This is a genomic window from Streptosporangium sp. NPDC050855 (genome assembly GCF_044456585.1).
GTDB lineage: Bacteria > Actinomycetota > Actinomycetes > Streptosporangiales > Streptosporangiaceae > Streptosporangium > Streptosporangium longisporum.
In genome coordinates this window covers 12,971-29,953 of sequence record NZ_JBITFY010000026.1, presented here as the reverse complement: position 1 = coordinate 29,953, position 16,983 = coordinate 12,971, and the positions used below count along the sequence as shown (strand labels likewise).

The 16,983-nt window shown below is 73.5% G+C and carries 15 protein-coding genes and 1 pseudogene; 12 read left to right on the top strand and 4 right to left on the bottom strand.

Annotated elements, in window-relative coordinates; translation table 11 throughout:
• Positions 1-21: 21 nt before the first annotated feature.
• Both ACIBCT_RS35970 and ACIBCT_RS35965 read right to left on the bottom strand, forming a co-directional pair.
• On the bottom strand, positions 22-1,086 hold the full coding sequence (locus tag ACIBCT_RS35970; RefSeq protein WP_399196462.1) for an ABC transporter permease: 1,065 nt from the start codon (positions 1,084-1,086) through the stop codon (positions 22-24).
• 13 nt (positions 1,087-1,099) lie between these two features.
• Positions 1,100-2,698, bottom strand: coding sequence for an ABC transporter substrate-binding protein (locus tag ACIBCT_RS35965; protein WP_399196461.1), 1,599 nt, complete (start codon positions 2,696-2,698; stop codon positions 1,100-1,102).
• Between the two features lie 731 nt (positions 2,699-3,429).
• Between ACIBCT_RS35965 and ACIBCT_RS35960 the strand changes: the two genes are divergently transcribed.
• The 6 genes from ACIBCT_RS35960 (at position 3,430) to ACIBCT_RS35935 (ending at position 9,653) form a co-directional block, all read left to right on the top strand.
• Positions 3,430-4,674 carry an amidohydrolase family protein gene (locus ACIBCT_RS35960; RefSeq protein WP_399196460.1) on the top strand — a complete coding sequence of 415 codons (1,245 nt, stop codon included), beginning with the start codon at positions 3,430-3,432 and terminating at the stop codon, positions 4,672-4,674.
• The gene (locus tag ACIBCT_RS35955; RefSeq protein WP_399196459.1) at positions 4,671-5,096 is read left to right on the top strand and encodes a DUF4440 domain-containing protein; all 426 of its coding nucleotides are present in this window, start codon (positions 4,671-4,673) and stop codon (positions 5,094-5,096) included. Before ACIBCT_RS35960 ends, ACIBCT_RS35955 begins: the two co-directional genes overlap by 4 nt.
• Positions 5,097-5,153: 57 nt before the next feature.
• Positions 5,154-5,558: a TIGR04076 family protein gene (locus ACIBCT_RS35950; RefSeq protein ID WP_399196458.1), complete on the top strand. Its 405-nt coding sequence runs from the start codon at positions 5,154-5,156 to the stop codon at positions 5,556-5,558.
• Positions 5,559-5,568: 10 nt separating this feature from the next.
• Positions 5,569-6,585, top strand: a complete 1,017-nt coding sequence (locus ACIBCT_RS35945) for an LLM class flavin-dependent oxidoreductase (RefSeq protein ID WP_399196457.1) — start codon at positions 5,569-5,571, stop codon at positions 6,583-6,585.
• 334 nt (positions 6,586-6,919) lie between these two features.
• Positions 6,920-8,254: a kynureninase gene (gene kynU, locus ACIBCT_RS35940; RefSeq protein WP_399196456.1), complete on the top strand. Its 1,335-nt coding sequence runs from the start codon at positions 6,920-6,922 to the stop codon at positions 8,252-8,254.
• A 1-nt stretch (position 8,255) separates the two neighbouring features.
• On the top strand, positions 8,256-9,653 hold the full coding sequence (locus ACIBCT_RS35935) for an FAD-dependent oxidoreductase (RefSeq protein WP_399196455.1): 1,398 nt from the start codon (positions 8,256-8,258) through the stop codon (positions 9,651-9,653).
• On the opposite strand, the gene ACIBCT_RS35930 is transcribed toward ACIBCT_RS35935, so the two are convergent.
• Positions 9,634-10,320, bottom strand: a complete 687-nt coding sequence (locus ACIBCT_RS35930) for a helix-turn-helix domain-containing protein (RefSeq protein ID WP_399196454.1) — start codon at positions 10,318-10,320, stop codon at positions 9,634-9,636. The two genes, ACIBCT_RS35935 and ACIBCT_RS35930, sit on opposite strands and share 20 nt — an antisense overlap.
• Positions 10,321-10,362: 42 nt before the next feature.
• On the opposite strand from ACIBCT_RS35930, the gene ACIBCT_RS35925 reads away from it, so the two are divergent.
• Positions 10,363-11,601: a damage-control phosphatase ARMT1 family protein gene (locus ACIBCT_RS35925; RefSeq protein WP_399196452.1), complete on the top strand. Its 1,239-nt coding sequence runs from the start codon at positions 10,363-10,365 to the stop codon at positions 11,599-11,601.
• A 34-nt stretch (positions 11,602-11,635) separates the two neighbouring features.
• On the opposite strand, the gene ACIBCT_RS35920 is transcribed toward ACIBCT_RS35925, so the two are convergent.
• A complete protein-coding gene (locus tag ACIBCT_RS35920; RefSeq protein ID WP_399196450.1) occupies positions 11,636-12,301 on the bottom strand; it encodes an AIM24 family protein in 666 nt (221 codons plus the stop codon).
• A gap of 132 nt (positions 12,302-12,433) precedes the next feature.
• On the opposite strand from ACIBCT_RS35920, the gene ACIBCT_RS35915 reads away from it, so the two are divergent.
• The 5 genes and pseudogenes from ACIBCT_RS35915 to ACIBCT_RS35895 all read left to right on the top strand — a co-directional run.
• The gene (locus tag ACIBCT_RS35915; RefSeq protein ID WP_399196448.1) at positions 12,434-13,216 is read left to right on the top strand and encodes a RibD family protein; all 783 of its coding nucleotides are present in this window, start codon (positions 12,434-12,436) and stop codon (positions 13,214-13,216) included.
• Positions 13,217-13,247: 31 nt separating this feature from the next.
• A complete protein-coding gene (locus tag ACIBCT_RS35910; RefSeq protein ID WP_399196446.1) occupies positions 13,248-13,691 on the top strand; it encodes a dCMP deaminase in 444 nt (147 codons plus the stop codon).
• A gap of 396 nt (positions 13,692-14,087) precedes the next feature.
• Entirely contained in the window at positions 14,088-15,575 is a 1,488-nt protein-coding gene (locus ACIBCT_RS35905) for a glycosyltransferase family 9 protein (RefSeq protein WP_399196444.1), read from the top strand.
• Positions 15,576-15,667: 92 nt separating this feature from the next.
• Positions 15,668-16,792 (top strand): glycosyltransferase family 9 protein, encoded by a 1,125-nt coding sequence (locus tag ACIBCT_RS35900; RefSeq protein WP_399196442.1) that lies wholly within the window; start codon positions 15,668-15,670, stop codon positions 16,790-16,792.
• Positions 16,789-16,953, top strand: a pseudogene (locus ACIBCT_RS35895) (NAD-dependent epimerase/dehydratase family protein); the annotation flags it as partial. The gene ACIBCT_RS35900 and the pseudogene ACIBCT_RS35895, both read left to right, overlap by 4 nt.
• Between the last annotated feature and the right edge of the window lie 30 nt (positions 16,954-16,983).

Sequence of the window (16,983 nt, the reverse complement as noted above, 5' to 3'; positions counted from 1 at the left end):
CCTGCGGGCTTCACGAGGGGCTCACCCCAGCCTGATTCTGGGGTCGACGACCGCGTAGAGCAGGTCGACCACGAAGTTGACGACCACGTAGACCACGGCCACCACCAGGCTCACGCCCATGATCGCCGGGAGGTCGAGGGTCAGCGCGCCCCGGTAGGCGTAGGCGCCCAGTCCCGGCCAGGAGAACACCGTCTCCACCAGCACCGCGCCGCCCAACAGGTTGCCGAACGCCAGCCCGGCCACGGTGATCACGCTGACCAGCGCGGGGCGGAGGATGTAGCCGAACGTGACGTACGACGGCGACAGGCCCTTGGCCCGGCCGGCCCGCACGTAGTCGTTGCCCACCACCTCCAGCACCGAGGCCCGGGTGAAACGGGTCAGCGACCCGATGGTGAAGATCGCCAGCACCAGCGCGGGCAGCCACAGGTGGGCGGCGGCCTCGCCGAGCACGGTCCACTGGCCGCTCAGCACGGCGTCGACGGTGTAGAGGCCGGTGACGTCCGGCGGCGGGGTGGTGCCCGGGTTCAGCCGGCCCGAGCCCGGCGAGATGCCGAGGCGGGCGTAGAACACGTACATCGCCACCAGCGAGAGCCAGAACGTCGGCACCGAGACCCCGGCCAGCGAGACGACCCGGATGATCTGGTCGGCGAGCCGGTCGCGGCGCATGGCGGCCAGCACGCCGAGGCCGACGCCGAGCACCAGCGCCACCGCGATCGCGGCCAGGGCCAGCTCGAAGGTGGCCGACATGAACTGCGCGAGGTCCTGGGTGACCGGCCGGTGGCTCTGCTGGGAGGTGCCCAGGTCGCCGCCGAGCAGGTTGCCCAGGTAGTTCAGGTACTGCTGCGGCAGCGGCAGGTCCAGGCCGTGCCGGCGGCGCCAGGCCTCGACGACCGCGGGGTCGGCGGCGGCGCGCTCGCCCAGGTTGGCCGTGACCGGGTCACCCGGCACCAGCTGGGTCAGCACGAACGAGACCAGCGTGATGCCGAGGACGAGGAGGATGCCGGCCGCCAGCCGGCGGAGCGTGAACCGGAGCAGGCCCGGTAACGCGTACCACCGTCTGGCGACCGGTGTGAGGAACGACGTCATCGATCGGCGCCGGCTAGCGCAGCGTGGTCAGGTCGACGGTCCACAGGGGGTTGTAGTCGAGCGGGCCGAGCTGCTTGGCGCCCGCGACCACGGCCGACGGCTGGAACAGCGGGATGAAGGGGCCCTCGGCGTTCATGGCCTTCTGCAGCGCCTGGAAGTCGGCGTCGCGGGTGGCGTCGTCGGCGGTCTCGGCCTTCTCGGCGAGCTTGGTGATCTCCGGCGCCGCGTCCTCCTTCCAGCCGGCCCGGAGGCCCACCATCTGGCCGGGGGTGAACAGCAGGTAGTCGTTGGGGTGGTTGTAGTCCGGTCCCCACCACTGCAGGCTCAGCTCGTCCTTGCCGGCGCGGTAGGAGTCGAGCGCGGTGGTCACCGGCTTGCCGTCGAGCTGGACGTCGATGCCGACCTCCTTGAGGTTCTGCTGGAGGCGGGCCGCGATGTCGGCCATGCCCACGCCCTTGTAGGTCAGGTCGGAGGCGTAGTTCAGCTTCACCGAGGGGGAGGAGATGCCCGACCTGGCGAGCGCCGCCTTGGCGCGGGCGACGTCGCGCTTGACGGCGTCGGCCGGCGCGAGCGCCCCGGAGAACATCGAGGGGACGACGCCGCCCGGCTGGACCGCGCCCTCGCCCACCAGGTTCAGCAGGCCCGCGTAGTCGACGCCGTAGCGCACGGCCTCCTGGAAGTCCTTGTTGGAGGTGGTCGACGAGACCGCGGGGTCGTCGTTGACCAGCAGGAACGCGATGTCGGCGGCGGCGGTCTTGTTGACCGTCACGTTCTCGCCCAGCGAGGTGGCCTGGTCCGGCCGCAGGTCCAGCGCGAGCTGGCTGCCGCCCTGGGTGAGGTTGAGCTGCTGCACGTTCGCCTGGACGTTACGCACGACGATCTTGCTGTAGACGGGCTTGGTGCCCCAGTAGCCGTCGTTGCGCTCCAGCACGACCTCGCTGGCCGCGTCGAACTTGGTGATCTTGTACGGGCCGCTGCCGTAGGAGGCCTTGGCGAACTCCGGCTCGGCCTTGTCGCTCTCGGCGTCCTTGGTGCCGCCCATCTTCTCGACCGCCGCGCTGTTCTCGATGCCGAGCGCGGGGTTGGAGAGCTTGGCCATCAGCGCCGAGTCGGGCTTCTCGGTGGTCAGCACCACGGTCTTGTCGTCGGGGGCCTCGGTCTTGACGCCGTCGAGCAGGAAGGACGGGTTGCCCTTCAGACCGGCGATCCGCTCGAAGGTGTAGACGACGTCCTTGGCCGTCATCGGGGTGCCGTCGCTGAACTTGACGCCGTCGCGCAGGGTGAAGGTGAACTTCTTGAAGCTCTCGTCGATCTCGGGCAGCTCGGCCACCCCGGGGACGGCCGTCTTGACGTCGGCCCCCTTGTAGGTCACCAGCGTCTCGTAGACGGGATAGAGCACCGTCTGCGCCGTGGGCTCGAACTGCCGGGCCGGGTCGGCGGTCTTCAACTGGAACGAGGTGTCGACGACCAGCGTGCCGCCGCCCGCCGCACCGCCCGTCCCGCCGCTCGCCGGAGCCGTGCCCGCCGCTCCTCCTCCTCCGCCGCCGCAGGCGGCGGTCAGCGCGGCCACCACGCCCAGGCCGAGGACCGCGAGACCTCTACGACCAACCATCCTGTCCGCCTCTCATACGTCGCGTACCGGGCTCATGGCGCGAGACGGTTCCGCAAGGACGCAAACGATTCCGGTCAACCTCTTTTATGTCAAGGCTTCGACCGATAAAACCACAGGTGAGCGTATACGTAATCTTTCGGAAATGTTTCTGCAAAGCAAGGCCCGGGGGCGTCCGGGCGCGCCGGGACCCGCGACCGTCCCGCCCCCTCGGGCTCCGGGGCGATCCGCGGTGCCGGAGCGCCGGGGCGACGCGGCCCCGGAGGGCCCGGCCGCGTGCCGGAGGGGCGAGGACCGGTGCGATCCTGCCTCGAAGGCTAGGGCGCCTCGGTCACGTATCGGAGACGTTTGTGTGAAATTCCATGAACAGGAACCGGTGAAACGATCTATCTTTTTCACCGTAACCGCTCTGAGCATGGGGTTTGTGCATGAACGATCATCGTTCACTTGTTCAGTGAACTCGCGTCTGATAGAACATACGGCATGTGCGGACCGGGCGGGCCGTCCACGGCCGCCCGCGGGGCGCCCCGGCGCCGATCCCCGTTCACGACGCCCGCGCGACGGAGGCCGAAGACGGAGGCCGAAGAGGGCTCGACCGCGCGGCCGGGGCGGGTGCCGCTCCGGAGCCCGGTGCGGGGACCGGCCGGGCATGATCGGGACCAGGTCCGCGGGACACGGCCGACGGCCGCGTCCCGGCGGACGTCACCCGCCGGACCTACGGAGTGGAGGCCCCGATGAACGACGTGGTCATCGTCAACTGCACGGTCACTGACGCCCGTGCCGCACGGGGGAGCACCGCCGAGGGGCGTGTCGCCGACGCGGCGGTGTGGGTCCACGGCGACCGGATCGAGGCGGCGGGCCCCCGCGAGGAGGTGACGGGCCTGGCCGGTGACGCCCGGGTGATCGACCTCGGCGGCGCGCACGTCACCCCCGGCCTGGTCAACATGCACACCCACCTGTCCCTGTCGCTGCCCGGACGGGCCGGCGCCGACGTCAGGGACATGACCGCGCACGAGCTGGCTCTCTACATGGCCGACGGCGCCCGCCGGACCCTGCACTGCGGGGTCACCACGGTGCGGTGCGTCGCCGAGAAGGACCACGCCGACTTCGCGCTGCGGCGGGCGATCGAGGCGGGCAGGGCGACCGGCCCGCGCATCTTCACCGCGGGCCGCGCCCTGGTCTGCACCGGGGGCCACGGGCACGAGGGCGGCGACACCCTGGAGTGCGACGGCGCCGACGGGTTCCGCCGGGGGGTGCGCGCCCAGATCAAGGCCGGAGCGGATCTCATCAAGATCATGATCTCCGGGGGGATCGCCGGGGAGCACGAGAGGATCGACACCCCGCAGCTGTTCTCCGACGAGATGGCCGCCGCGCTGCGGACCGCGCACGCCTGGGGCCGTAAGGTCACCGCGCACGCCGGACCGGCGGCGGTGATCGCCGAGGCCGTCGAGCTGGGCCTGGACTGCGTGGAGCACGGCTACCAGCTCACCCCCGAGGTGGCGGAGCGGATGGCCCGGCACGGGACGGCCCTGGTGCCGACGCTGCTGGTCACCCGCTGCAAGGAGTTCTTCGACGAGCTGGGCGTGCCCGGGTGGATGCAGTGCCGCTCGCTCGGCGCCGGGCCCCGGCACCTGGAGAGCTACGCCATGGCCCTCGACGCCGGGGTGGAGGTCCTGCTGGGCAGCGACATGCCGCCCTTCTGGGCGTTCGAGGGGACCAACGCCACGGTGCGCGAGCTGGAGTTCATGTCCGAGGGCGGGCTCGGCCCGGCCGGGGCGCTGCACGCCGGGACGCTCGGCCCGGTGCGCTGGCTCGGCGCCGACGCCGACCTCGGCACCGTCGAGGCGGGGAAGTACGCGGACCTCATCGCCATGGACGCCGACCCGCTGGCGGACACCTCGGCCTTCCGCGGGGTCCGCTGGGTGATGAAGGCGGGCCGGGTCGTCCGCGACGACCGGTCGGGATGGGAGGGCCCGTGAGCACCGGCGCAATCGATTCCGCCACGGATGCCGGGGCGGACGCCACCGCGATCGCCGCGGGCATCGACGACATGTACGACGCGTTCCTGTCCGCCGACCGCGCCCGGTTCGACCGGCACCTGCACGCCGAGGTGACCACCTGGGAGACGCACCTGCCGGGACCGCTGCGGACCCGCTCGGAGCTGGACGCCTACCGGGACGGCCGGGACGGCTCGGGCGCCCGTCCCGAACTCGACCGGCTGGCGGCCGAGGACAAGCGGATCGACGTGTGGGGCGACACCGGACTGGCGCGGTACGTGCTGGTCGCCGAGCCGCCGGGCGGGCCCGCCCAGCACAGCAGGGTGACCGACGTGCTCCGCCGCGTCGGCGGTGACTGGCTCATCGTCCACCACCACTCGGAACTGCTCACCGGGCACGGGTGAGGGCACGTCATGGGCGGAAGGGATCCGCGGCCCGCACGGGCCGGAGAGGGGACGGGCATGAGCGACGACGCGAACACCGGCGCCGGAGGTGCCGAGGGCACCGGCGGCACTGACGGCACTGACGGCACTGATGGCCCTGACGGTGCCGGCGGTGACATGGAGCTGTACGACCTGCGGGTCGTGGTCGACCGCATCGAGGGCAGGTCCGTCTGCGGGATGGAGGTGGGCGACTGCTTCGTCCTGGAACGGAGCGCGCACCTGCGGCTCCCCGACGGCGAGCACTTCTGCGTCTACGCGCTCGCCGCGGTCCTGCCCTTCCTCGCGGCCAAGCAGCGCGACCTGGCCTCCGGGGACTGGCTGGCGCGCGACTCCCTGTTCTGCTGCCCCGACCCGGAGGAACGGCTGGTGATGCGGGTCGAGCGGACCGGCCGCCGCCGGATGAACTCCGCCGACCTGACCTGAGGGGGTCCCCATGAGCACCGCCGAGATCGGCCTCGGCCTGCAGAGCGACAAGCGGGCCGGAGACTACGCGCGGCTCGCGCGCCGCGCCGAGGAGCACGGTTTCGACGTGCTGAGCGTGTTCGGCGACCTGATGTACCAGCCGCCGATCTTCCCGCTGCTGGAGATGGCCGCCGCCACCGAGCGGGTACGGCTCGGCGCGGCCTGCCTCAACCCGTACTCGCTGGCCCCGTACGAGATCGCCGGGCAGCTCGCCGCGCTGGACCTGGCCTCGCACGGCCGCGCCTACCTGGGGCTGGCGCGCGGCACCTGGCTCGGCGCGGTGGGCATCGCCCAGCCCCGCCCGCTGACCGCGCTGGCGGAGGCCGCGCGGGTGGTCCGGCTGCTGCTGGCCGGTGACGCCGGGGGGTTCGAGGGGGAGATGTTCCGCCTCGCGCCCGGTACCCGGCTGCGCTACCCGGTACGGCGTCCCCGTCCGCCGCTGCTGCTGGGTGCCTGGGGGCCGAAGGGCGCGGCCCTGGCCGGCCGGATCGCCGACGAGATCAAAGTGGGCGGCAGCGCGAACCCGGCGATGGTCGGGGTGATCCGCGAGCGGGTCGCGGCCGGGGCCGTCCCGGCCGGGCGCGACCCCGGCGAGGTCGGCGTCGTGCTGGGCGCGGTGACCGTGGTGGACGCCGACGGCGCCGCGGCCCGCGCCAGGGCCCGCACCGAGGTCGCCATGTACCTCGCGGTGGTCGCCGACCTCGATCCGACCGCGGGGGTCCCCGCCGACCTGCTCGGCCGGGTCAAGGAGCTGGTCGACGCCGGGCGGGACGAGGACGCCGGGCGGCTGATCCCCGACGACGTGCTCGACCTGTTCGCCTTCTCCGGCACCCCGGAGCAGGTGGCCGCCCAGGCACAGGCCCTGATCGACGCGGGCGCGCACCGGGTGGAGTTCGGCACCCCGCACGGGCTGACCGACGACGGCGGGGTGGAGCTGCTGGGCGGCGCGGTGCTGCCGCTGCTGGACCGCACCCGGGGCCGCCGGTGACGACCTCGGGACCGGGGCCGTCACCGGCGGCAGGACCGGGACCGGGACCGGGGCCGGGACTGGGGACTGGGACTGGGGCCGGGACTGGGGACCGGGACCGGGACCGAGGGCCGGGACCGAGGGCCGGGACCGAGAGCGGGGGCGGGCGGGGTGACCGGATGAGCGGAACGGGTATACCCGTCGCGGGTCCCGGGAGGTGACGCTCCGTCATCTGGAAACCGGATGCCCGCAGAACCTTCCATCCGTAAAGCGAACGCCCCGAATCCTCTCGTACTCCTGATTTCACCTGCGTTCGGCATGAGTGAACATGAAGGGGACGTAAGGAGATGACGCGATGAGCGAGCGCACCGCAGGCCCGGCGACCAGGACCGGAGGGCCCGGGGAGCAGGAAGCGCTGGCCGCCGACGCCCGGGACACCACCTGCCGCCGTGCCGAGTTCCTCCTGCCGCCTTCGCCCGCGTCCGCCCGTCACCCCGAGGTCGCCTACTTCGCGGGCAACTCGCTGGGCCTGCAACCCCGCGCCACCCGCGCCGCGGTCCTGGCGGAGCTGGACGACTGGGCGCTGCACGCGGTCGAGGGGCACCACCGGGCGGCCCACCCCTGGCTGCCCTACCACGCGGAACTGCGCGAGGACGCCGCCACGCTGGTGGGCGCCGCCCCCGAGGAGACCGTGGTGATGAACTCCCTCACGGTCAACCTGCACCTGATGATGGCGACGTTCTACCGCCCCGAGGGCGAGCGGACCCGCATCCTCATCGAGGACCACGCCTTCTCCTCCGACAGCTACGCGGTGCGCAGCCAGGCCGTCCACCACGGCCTCGACCCCGACGAGACCGTGGTCCGGCTGCGCCCCCGTCCGGGCGAGGACTGCCTGCGCACCGAGGACGTCGTCGACCACCTGGCCCGCGAGGGGCACCGGGTGGCGCTCGTCCTGCTGGGCGGGGTCAACTACCTGACCGGCGAGTTCCTCGACATCCCCGCCATCACCGCCGCCGGGCGCGCGGCCGGGTGCCGGGTGGGCTGGGACCTGGCGCACGCGGTCGGCAACGTGCCGCTCGCCCTGCACGACTGGGACGTGGACTTCGCGGCCTGGTGCTCGTACAAGTACCTCAACGCCGGGCCCGGAGCCGTCGCGGGCTGCTTCGTGCACCGGCGCCACGTGACCGACCCGGATCTGCCCCGGCTGGCCGGGTGGTGGAGCACCGAGCAGGCGACCCGCTTCGAGATGCGGCCCGAGCTGGTGCCCGTCCCCACGGCCGACGCCTGGCAGATCTCCAACCCGCCGATCCTGTCCATGGCCCCGGTCCGGGTCTCGCTGCGGATGTTCGCCGAGACCGGGATGGCCCGGCTGCGCGAACGCAGCCTGGCGCTGACCGGGTACCTGGAGACGCTGCTCACCGAGGTGGTCCGGGACCGCCCGCTGGAGATCGTCACCCCCGCCGACCCGGCCCGGCGCGGCGCCCAGCTCTCCCTGCGGGTGGGCGGGGGCGCAGGGAGTGGCGCCGCCGACGCCGCCGGTCTCGCCGACCGGCTGCACCGGGTGCACGGCGTCCTGGCCGACGTGCGCCGCCCGGACGTCGTCCGGCTGGCCCCGGTGCCCATGTACTCCACGTTCCACGACTGCTGGCGAGCGGCCGACGCGCTCGCCGCGGAGGTGAGCCCGTCATGAGGTGCCCGACCAGGTCCCGTACGAGGTCCCGCGGGGGGTCGTCATGAGGTCCGAGGAGGTCGCCGTGGTCGGCGCCGGGCTGGTCGGCTGCCTGACGGCCTGCTACCTGGCCCGGCGCGGCCACCGCGTCGTGCTGTACGAGCGCAGGCCCGACCCGCGCTCGGCGGCGCCGGAACGCGGGCGCTCGATCAACCTGGCCATCTCCGAGCGGGGGATCGACGCGCTGCGCCGGATCGGGCTGGACCGGACCGTGCTGGAGACCGCGCTGCCGATGTCCGGCCGGATGATGCACGCCCCCGACGGCACGCTCGGCTTCCAGTCCTACAGCGCCGGAGGGGAGCGGGCGATCAACTCCATCAGCCGCTCCGACCTCAACCGCACCCTGCTGGAGGCGGCCCTGGGCATGCCCGGCGTCCAGGCCCTGTTCGAACACCGGCTGACCGGGCTCGACGCCGACTCCGGCCGGATGGAGTTCGACACGCCCGGCGGCCCGGTCACCCGTACCGCCACGGTCGTGCTCGCCGCCGACGGCGCCTACAGCGCGGTCCGCGAGCGGCTGCGGCTCCTCGGCGGCGTCGAGGTCACCCAGGACCACCTCGACTACGGCTACAAGGAGCTGACGATCCCCGCGCGCGACGGCGAGTTCGCCCTCGACCCGGGCGCGCTGCACATCTGGCCGCGCGGCAAGGCCATGATGATCGCGCTTCCCAACCCCGACCGGTCGTTCACCTGCACGCTGTTCTGGCCCCGGAGCGGGCCCGGCAGCTTCGAGGAGCTGGACACCGCCGAGCGGTTCGAGGAGTTCTTCGCCGCCGTCTACCCCGACGCCCGCGCGCTGATGCCCGACCTCGCGGACGACTACGCCTGCAACCCGATCGGGCGCCTGGTCACCGTACGGGCCCGGCCCTGGCACGTGCGCGGCGCCGGCGCGGTGACCGGGCTGCTCGGCGACGCGGCCCACGCCATCGTGCCCTTCTACGGCCAGGGCGCCAACTGCGGCTTCGAGGACTGCGTGGAGCTCGACCGCTGCCTGGAGGAGACCGGCGACGACTTCCCCGCGGCCCTGGCCCTGTACGGGAGCCGCCGCAAGGAGCACGCCGACACCATCGCCGAGCTCGCCCTGGAGAACTTCGTCGAGATGCGCGACAGGGTCGCCTCCCGGTCGTTCCTGCTGCGCAAGCGCCTCGAACACGGCCTGGAGCGGCTGCTGCCCGGCCGCTACGTCTCCCGCTACGAGCTCGTGTCGTTCAGCACGGTGCCCTACGCCGAGGTCAGGCGGCGCATCGCCCGCCAGAACCGGGCGGTCGCGGCCGTGGTGCTCGGCACGGCGCTCGGCGTGCCGGTCGCGGCGGCGGTGACCGCCGGGCTGCTGCGGCGCCTCAGAAGAGGCGGGGCGTGACCACGGACACGACCGTGGTGACCCGGTCGGTGTCGTTGAACATGCTGTGCGGGACGGTCGACCGCAGGTGGACGCTGTCGCCAGGGTGAAGCCGGTGCTCGACGCCGTCGACCTCGTACAGCAGCTCGCCCTCCAGGACGAAGGCGAACTCCTCGCCGGCGTGGCCGTAGGAGTTCTCCCGCCTGCCGCCGGGCGCGATGTGCACCAGCAGCGGTTCGAGCACCAGGTTCGGGCCCCTGGCCGAGAGCATGCGGTAGGTCTGCTGGCCCGAGATGTACTCGGTGGCGGCCGTGCTGGAGCGGGTGAGGGTGAAGTGGCTCGGCAGCGGTGAGGCCGGTGCCCGCCGGTCCTCCTCCGTGCCCTCCTCGGCCGGGGCGTCGTTGAAGAACTCCGCCACGCTCCGGTCCAGCGCCGTGGCCACGCTGTTGAGCGCGGTCAGGCCGATCGAGGAGATGCCCCGCTCGACCTGCGAGAGAAACCCGATCGAGAGCCCGGAATGGGTGGCCAGACCGCGTAGTGTCAGACCGCGCTCCTTGCGGAACTGCCGCATCCGGGCTCCGACGGCGTCGTGGCGGTCCAGCTCCATCCCGCCCCGGCGCTCCGATGTGCCCACCTGCGGCTCCCCTCCGTCGAGCGGCGTGGCCGCCTGTTCGCTGTAGCTAAACATATTTCACAGCAAGAGTCCTCGCGCGTCAAAAGGGAGTGGGAAATGGCAGACGGTGATGTCGGCGGTGCCGGCGGTGCCGGCGGTGTCGGCGGTGCCGGTCATGTCCGGCAGCGGCCCGGGGGCCTCCCGGCACCGTACGAGCCGCCGGAGTTGCTGAGCGACGTCCCCGGCTCCTTCACCTGGCGGGTGCTGCACGAGCGGCACCCCTCCCTGATCGCCAGGGTCCGCGAGGCCACCCCGTACGACGCCCGCCGCAACCGGGCGCTGGACGCGCTCCTGGAGGAGATCGAGGGGGTCATGGCGCCGCCGGAGGACTCCGCGCACGACCGCGACCTCTGGGAGAGCTGGGACCGCGGCCACCTCGGGCGGCGCTGGGACGAGGTGCCGTTCCTGTGGGCGGAGAGCTACTTCTACCGCAGGCTGCTGTCGGCGGTCGGCTACTTCGAGCCGGGGCCGTGGCGCGGCGTGGACCCGTTCGAGCCCTTCAAGCAGGCCGAGCTGGCGGGCGAGGCCGTCGACGAGGAGCTCCGCGAGCTCGACGCCCTGGCCGATGTGCCCACCGGGGAGCGGGACCAGGCGCTGATCCTCAGGGCGCTGTGGGGCAACCGGGCCGACCTGGTCTTCCGGATCTCGGCCGGACCCGACCTCGCCGACCGGGAGGCCGGGCTGGTGGCCGACGACAGCGCGCTGCTGTGGTCGCTGGCCGGAACCGGACGGGTCTGCCTGGTCGCCGACAACGCCGGGAGCGAACTGCTCCCCGACCTCGTCCTGATCGACCACCTGCTGCACGCCCGCGGGACGGGCCAGGTGATCCTGCACGTCAAGCCCCTGCCGTACTACGTGTCCGACGCCACCGTGACCGACGTCCTGGCCTGCCTGCGGCGCATGGCGGCCGCGGGCGGCGAGGCGGGACGGGTCGCGGACAGGCTGCGGGCCGCGGTCGGGGCGGACCGGCTGGTGCTGCGGGCGCACGCCTTCTCCTGCGCGCCGCTGCCCTACCGCGAGATGCCGGCCGGCATGCGCGACGACTTCGCCTCCGCGTCGTTGACGATCATGAAGGGCGACCTGAACTACCGCCGCCTCGTCGGGGACCGGGCCTGGCCGCACACCACCCCGTTCGCCGAGGCCACCGCGTACTTCCCCGGCCCGGTCGCGGCGCTGCGCACCCTGAAGTCCGAGGTCGCGGTCGGCCTGACCGGCGGGACGGTCGAGGCCCTGGAGCGGACGGGCCGCCCCTGGCTGACCACCGGCACCCACGCGCTGATCCAGGCCAGGGCCTGAGGGCCGGGACCGCGGGGCGGGGCTCGCTCAATGCTCAGCCGGAGGACTGGGGAAGGATCGGCCCCTCGCTCGCCTGGACGAGGACGAACCCCTGCCCCCGGAACGCGAGCTGCGCGGCCTCGCCGCTCCCGCGCCCGATGAGCGCCCCCATCTTCATGGTGCGGTTGACGCTCACCTGAAGCCCGGCGCTCCAGCAGACCGCGGACTGGCCGTCGGCGAAGGTCGGCGCGTGGGAGGTGTCGAGCAGCACCGGGGCGCCGTGCGCCGTGACGGCCACCCAGCCGGTCCCGGTGATCGTGGTGTTGAACAGGCCGCCCGTCGCGATGCCCGCGCCCTGCACGCGCTGGATGTCCCAGGTGAGCTGCGGGTCGAAGGCGAGCAGGTTGGAGCCGTTGACGGTGATCGCCTCGTTCTCCAGGTAGAACAGGTGCACGTCGTCGGCGTTGTAGGCGATGAAGAGGGCTCCCTGGCCGCGGACGCGCATCAGCGGCGCGCCCTCGCCGGTGACCATCTTCTTCAGCATCCGGCCGACCCCGCCCCCCGCGTAGTCGAACTCCATCTGCCCCTGGAAGGCGACCATCGACCCCTGCCGGGCCATCACCTCCCCGTTCAGCTCCACCCGCAGCATCTTGCCGTTCTGCAGCGTGAAGTGGCCGGGGAAGTGGCCGTGCTCGAGATTTCCGAAGAACGAACTGCGCACGGAGGATGCCTCTCAGCGTCGGGGACGTCGCACCCTGAACGACGAATCCGGCCGCCCAGGAGTTCCCCGGCGGTTGTTACCATCGGCCGGTGCCCGGCGCGGGGAGCCGGTGCCACGACCCCGGAGGAGAGCGTGGACGAGCGTCCGTACGTGCTGCTGAGCTGTGCGATGTCCGTCGACGGCTACATCGACGACGGCACGCCGCGGCGGCTCCTGCTCTCCAACGACGAGGACTTCGACCGGGTGGACGCGGTCCGCGCGACCTGCGACGCGATCCTGGTCGGCGCGGAGACCGTACGGCGTGACGATCCCCGGCTGCTGGTCCGGTCGCCCGAGCGCAGGCGGGAGCGGGTCGCGCGCGGCCTGCCGCCGTCGCCCGCGAAGGTGACGCTGACGGCCACCGGCGACCTGAACCCCTCCGCCGCCTTCTTCACGGCCGGTGACGCGCCCAGGATCGTGTACGCGGCCTCCCCGGCCGTGGCGGGTCTCACCGGCCGCCTGCACGACGCGACCGTCGGGGGTCCGGGGGGCACCGGGGTTTCCGGGCCGTCCGGAGATGCCGGGACCTCCAGGGACCTCAGGGGCTCCGGGGCCTTCGGGGCCTTCGGGGCCTTCGGGGCCGAGGTGGTCGACGCGGGGGACCCGATCGTGCTCGGCCGCGTTCTCGCCGACCTGTACGGGCGGGGGGTGCGCCGCCTCATGGTCGAGGGCGGCACGTCGGTGCACACCCGCTTCCTGCGGGAGGACCTCGTCGACGAGCTGCACCTCGCCGTCGCGCCGTTCTTCGTCGGCGACCCCGCCGCCCCGCGTTTCGTCGGGGACGGGCCCTTCCCGCGCGACGGCCGCCGCAGGATGAAGACGGCCGAGGTCCGCGCCATGGGTGACGTCACCCTGATCCGCTACCTGCTGACCTGATCCGGCCTGCCGTGCACGGGGGGAGAAGCGCATGAACGACCGCGACTGGCTGGGGCTGGCGTGCGACCTGGCGAGGCTGTGCCCGCCCTCGGAGACGGCCTTCTCGGTGGGGGCCGTGGTGGTCTCCGCGCGAGGGGAGGAGCTCGCCCGCGGGTACTCCCGGGAGACCGACCCGCACGTGCACGCCGAGGAGGCGGCGCTCGCCAAGCTCGACCCGGACGATCCCCGGCTGGCCGGCGCCACGGTCTACAGCAGCCTGGAGCCGTGCAGCGCGCGCAGGTCCCGCACGAAGACCTGTACCCGCCTGATCCTGGAGAGCGGCGCGGGCCGGGTGGTGATGGCCTGGCGCGAGCCGCTGCTCTTCGTCGACTGCCACGGGGCCGAGGAACTGGCGGCGGCCGGGGTGACGGTGCTGGAGATCCCCGAGCTTGCGGAGCGCGCCCGCGAGCCCAACGCCCACCTCGTCACCGGCTGACCGATCCCGGACGAGGGAGCCGGCCCGGTTCCGATGGACACGTCCGGTCCGGGGGGTGCCCACACCCGACCGGTTCGGGCGCGTCCCTGCGCGTCCCTGCGCGTCCCTGCGCGTCCCTGCGCGTCCCTGCGCGTCCCTGCGCGTCCCTGCGCGTCCGGCGGTGATGGTACCCGAGCGAAGGATGAGATAACCGTCAAAGTAGTCACTTATAGTGATAAAGACGACCGCTTAATGCCTTTAACTGCCTCTATATGCGATTTTTCGGTTTGAAGAACGCTGCTCTCGGTAGTCAGTAGGTATCGAGCGAGAGGCCGGCGCCATGAGATTTCCCGGTGTAGAGGCGATCTTCCGCGTTCCGCCGGCCGCCTCCGTGGACGACACGGAGACGGACCCGCGGTGAGCGGCACCGTTCTCGTCGCCCGCCTGGACAACGCCGGAGACGTCCTGCTGGCGGGACCCGCGATCCGGGCGGTGGCGGCGGGCGGGCGAGAGGTCGTGCTGCTGACCGGGCCCTACGGCAGGGAAGCGGCCCGCCTGCTGCCCGGCGTCTCGCGGACGGTGGAGTGGCGCGCCCCGTGGATCGAGCCGGCCGCGCCGCCCGTGACCGGACCGTCCGCACCGTCCGTGCCGCCCGTGACCGGGCCGCACGTGCTGAGGCTGCTGCGGATAGTCCGGGACGTGGCCCCCGACCAGGCGTTGATCCTCACCTCGGCCCACGAGTCCCCGCTGCCGCTGGCCCTGCTGCTCAGGCTGGCGGGCGCGTTCAGGATCACCGCGGCCTCCGCCGACCAGGTCGGCTCGCTGCTCGACGTACGGCACGTCGCCGACGAGGGTGTGGACGTGCCCGAGGCCGAACGCATGCTCGCCCTGGCGCGGTCCGCGGGGTTCGACCTCCCTCCGGGGGACGACGGGCGCCTCGCCGTACGGCACCCGCTGCCGGAGGTCGGTCACCTCACCGGGCCACCGGGATACGTGGCCGTCCACCCCGGCGTCTCCTGTCCCGCCAGGGCGTGGCCGGTGGAGAGCTGGGCGCGTACCGTCCAGGACCTCGCACGCTCGGGGCACAGGGTCGTGGTGACCGGCGGCGTCGACGAGCGGGTGCTCACCGCGCGGCTCGCCTCCGGGGCCGGCCAGCACGGCCTGTCTCCCGGCCCGGTCTTCGCGGGCGGCTGGACGAGGGGCGGGCCCGGGGACGCGTGCGGTCCTGAACGGGACGAGCCCGCCCGTACCGGCGGGTGGGCGGGCCGCCATGTCGAGACGGGGGTCGACGGCTGGATCGACGGCTGGAGCGACGGCGAGCTCGTCGCGCCGGACCGCGCGGGCGGCGCGACCGGCACCGGTGGCACGAACGGCGCGACCGGCACCGACGGCGCAGGTGGCCGGGGTGGCGGGGGTGGCGCGGGTGACGTCAACGGCACGGGTGGCGCCGCAGGCGTCAACGGCGGGGGTGGCGTCAACGGCGCGGGTGGCGCCGGAGGCGTGAACCGCGCGGCCGGTCCCGGATCGCCGGTGCCGCCCGCCGGTTGGCCGGCCGGGGCCTCGGGGAGGTCCGTGACCGACCTGGGGGGCCGCACGACCTTCGCCGAACTGGCCGCGGTGCTCGCCGGGGCGTGCGTCGTGGTCGCCGCCGACAGCGGCCCGGCCCACCTCGCGGCGGCGGTCGGCACGCCCGTGGTCAGCCTGTTCGCCCCCGTGGTCCCGGCCGGACGCTGGGCGCCGTACGGGGTCCCGGTGGTGGTCCTCGGGGACCAGCGGGCGCCCTGCCGGGGCACCCGCGCCGCCGTCTGCCCGGTCCCGGGGCATCCGTGCCTGTCGTCGGTGGCGAGTGCACGGGTCGTCGAGGCGGTCGACCGCCTGACGTTCGCGAAGGAGAGCGTGACATGACGTTCACGAAGGAGACCGTGACATGAGGACCGTGACATGAGGGCCCGGACATGAGGGCGCGGACATGAAGGCCCGGACATGAAGGCCCGGACATGAGCGCCGACCCCGCGCCGGAACAGGCGGACCCTCTCCCGGCCGATGCCGGGACACCGGAGGAGGACGTGCCCGTCGCGGGCCCGGCGGACTCGGAGGCTCCGACGGCTTCGGTGGCCCCGGCGGCTTCGGTGGCCCTGGCGGCTTCGGCGATCCCGGCCGCCCCGGTGGCCCTGACCGTCCCGGCCGACCGGCCGGTCATGGTGGTGCTGCGCGGCCTGGGCATGGGCGACCTGCTCACCGCCGTGCCCGCGCTGCGCGCCCTGCGGCGCTCCCATCCCGGCCACCGGATCGTGCTGGCCGTACCCTCCGCCCTGGCACCCCTGGTGCCGCTGATCGGCGCGGTGGACGAGATCTGCGACGTCGCCGGTCCCGGTCACGTCCCGCCGCTCGGCCGGAGCGTGGACGTCGCCGTCAACCTGTACGGCGGCGGCCCGCACGGGGTCGCCGCGCTGTACCGCACCGGTCCGGCCCGGTTGCTCACCCACGCGCACCCGGCCTTTCCCACCGTGCCCGGACCGCCCTGGCAGGACGGCGTGCACGAGGTGAAGCGCTGGTGCGACCTGCTCGGCTGGTACGGCATCCCGGCCGACCCGGCGGATCTGGCCCTGGAGCGCCCCGCCCGCGCCGAGGGGGAGTCCCGGCCGGTCGTCGTGCATCCCGGTGCCGCCTACCCGGCCAGACGCTGGCCACCGGAACGGTTCGCGCTGGTCGCCGCGGCACTGCGGGAGGACGGCCACGAGGTGGTCGTCACCGGCGGCGCCAGGGAGCGCGACCTGGCCGAACGGGTGGCGCTGCTCGCGCGGCTGCCGTCCTCGTGCGTGCTCGCCGGGCGTACCGGGCCGCTGGAACTGGCCACGCTGGTGGCCGGGGCGTGCCTGGTGATCTGCGGGGACACCGGGGTCGCCCACCTGGCGACCGCGTTCGCCACCCCGTCCGTGGTGATGTTCGGCCCGGTCCCGCCCACGCTCTGGGGACCCCCGCCGACGGGACCGCACGTCGTGCTCTGGGCGGGCGGCCAGGGGGACCCGTACGCGTACCGGCCCGACCAGGGGTTGCTGGAGATCGGTGTGCGGGACGTCCTCGGCGCCGCGGAACGCCTGCTGGAGATGAGCGTACGGTGAGCGCCCGACGGGTGGTGGTCACCGGGGGCGCCGGGTTCCTCGGCTCGCACCTGTGCGAACGCCTCGTCCGTGAAGGGGCGGAGGTGGTCTGCCTGGACAACTTCCTGACCGGCTCGTCCCGTAACGTCCGGCACCTGAGCGGGTCGCCCGGGTTCCGGATCGGCACCCCGACGGAGCTGACCGTGCCGGCC

Coding starts and splice junctions, on each gene's coding strand:
- ACIBCT_RS35965 (WP_399196461.1), bottom strand. CDS start 2,698: ATGGTTGGTCGTAGAGGTCTCGCGGTCCTCGGCCTGGGCGTGGTGGCC.
- ACIBCT_RS35945 (WP_399196457.1), top strand. CDS start 5,569: ATGAGCACCGCCGAGATCGGCCTCGGCCTGCAGAGCGACAAGCGGGCC.
- ACIBCT_RS35960 (WP_399196460.1), top strand. CDS start 3,430: ATGAACGACGTGGTCATCGTCAACTGCACGGTCACTGACGCCCGTGCC.
- ACIBCT_RS35900 (WP_399196442.1), top strand. CDS start 15,668: ATGAGCGCCGACCCCGCGCCGGAACAGGCGGACCCTCTCCCGGCCGAT.
- ACIBCT_RS35925 (WP_399196452.1), top strand. CDS start 10,363: ATGGCAGACGGTGATGTCGGCGGTGCCGGCGGTGCCGGCGGTGTCGGC.
- ACIBCT_RS35970 (WP_399196462.1), bottom strand. CDS start 1,086: ATGACGTCGTTCCTCACACCGGTCGCCAGACGGTGGTACGCGTTACCG.
- ACIBCT_RS35930 (WP_399196454.1), bottom strand. CDS start 10,320: ATGTTTAGCTACAGCGAACAGGCGGCCACGCCGCTCGACGGAGGGGAG.
- ACIBCT_RS35950 (WP_399196458.1), top strand. CDS start 5,154: ATGAGCGACGACGCGAACACCGGCGCCGGAGGTGCCGAGGGCACCGGC.
- kynU (WP_399196456.1), top strand. CDS start 6,920: ATGAGCGAGCGCACCGCAGGCCCGGCGACCAGGACCGGAGGGCCCGGG.
- ACIBCT_RS35910 (WP_399196446.1), top strand. CDS start 13,248: ATGAACGACCGCGACTGGCTGGGGCTGGCGTGCGACCTGGCGAGGCTG.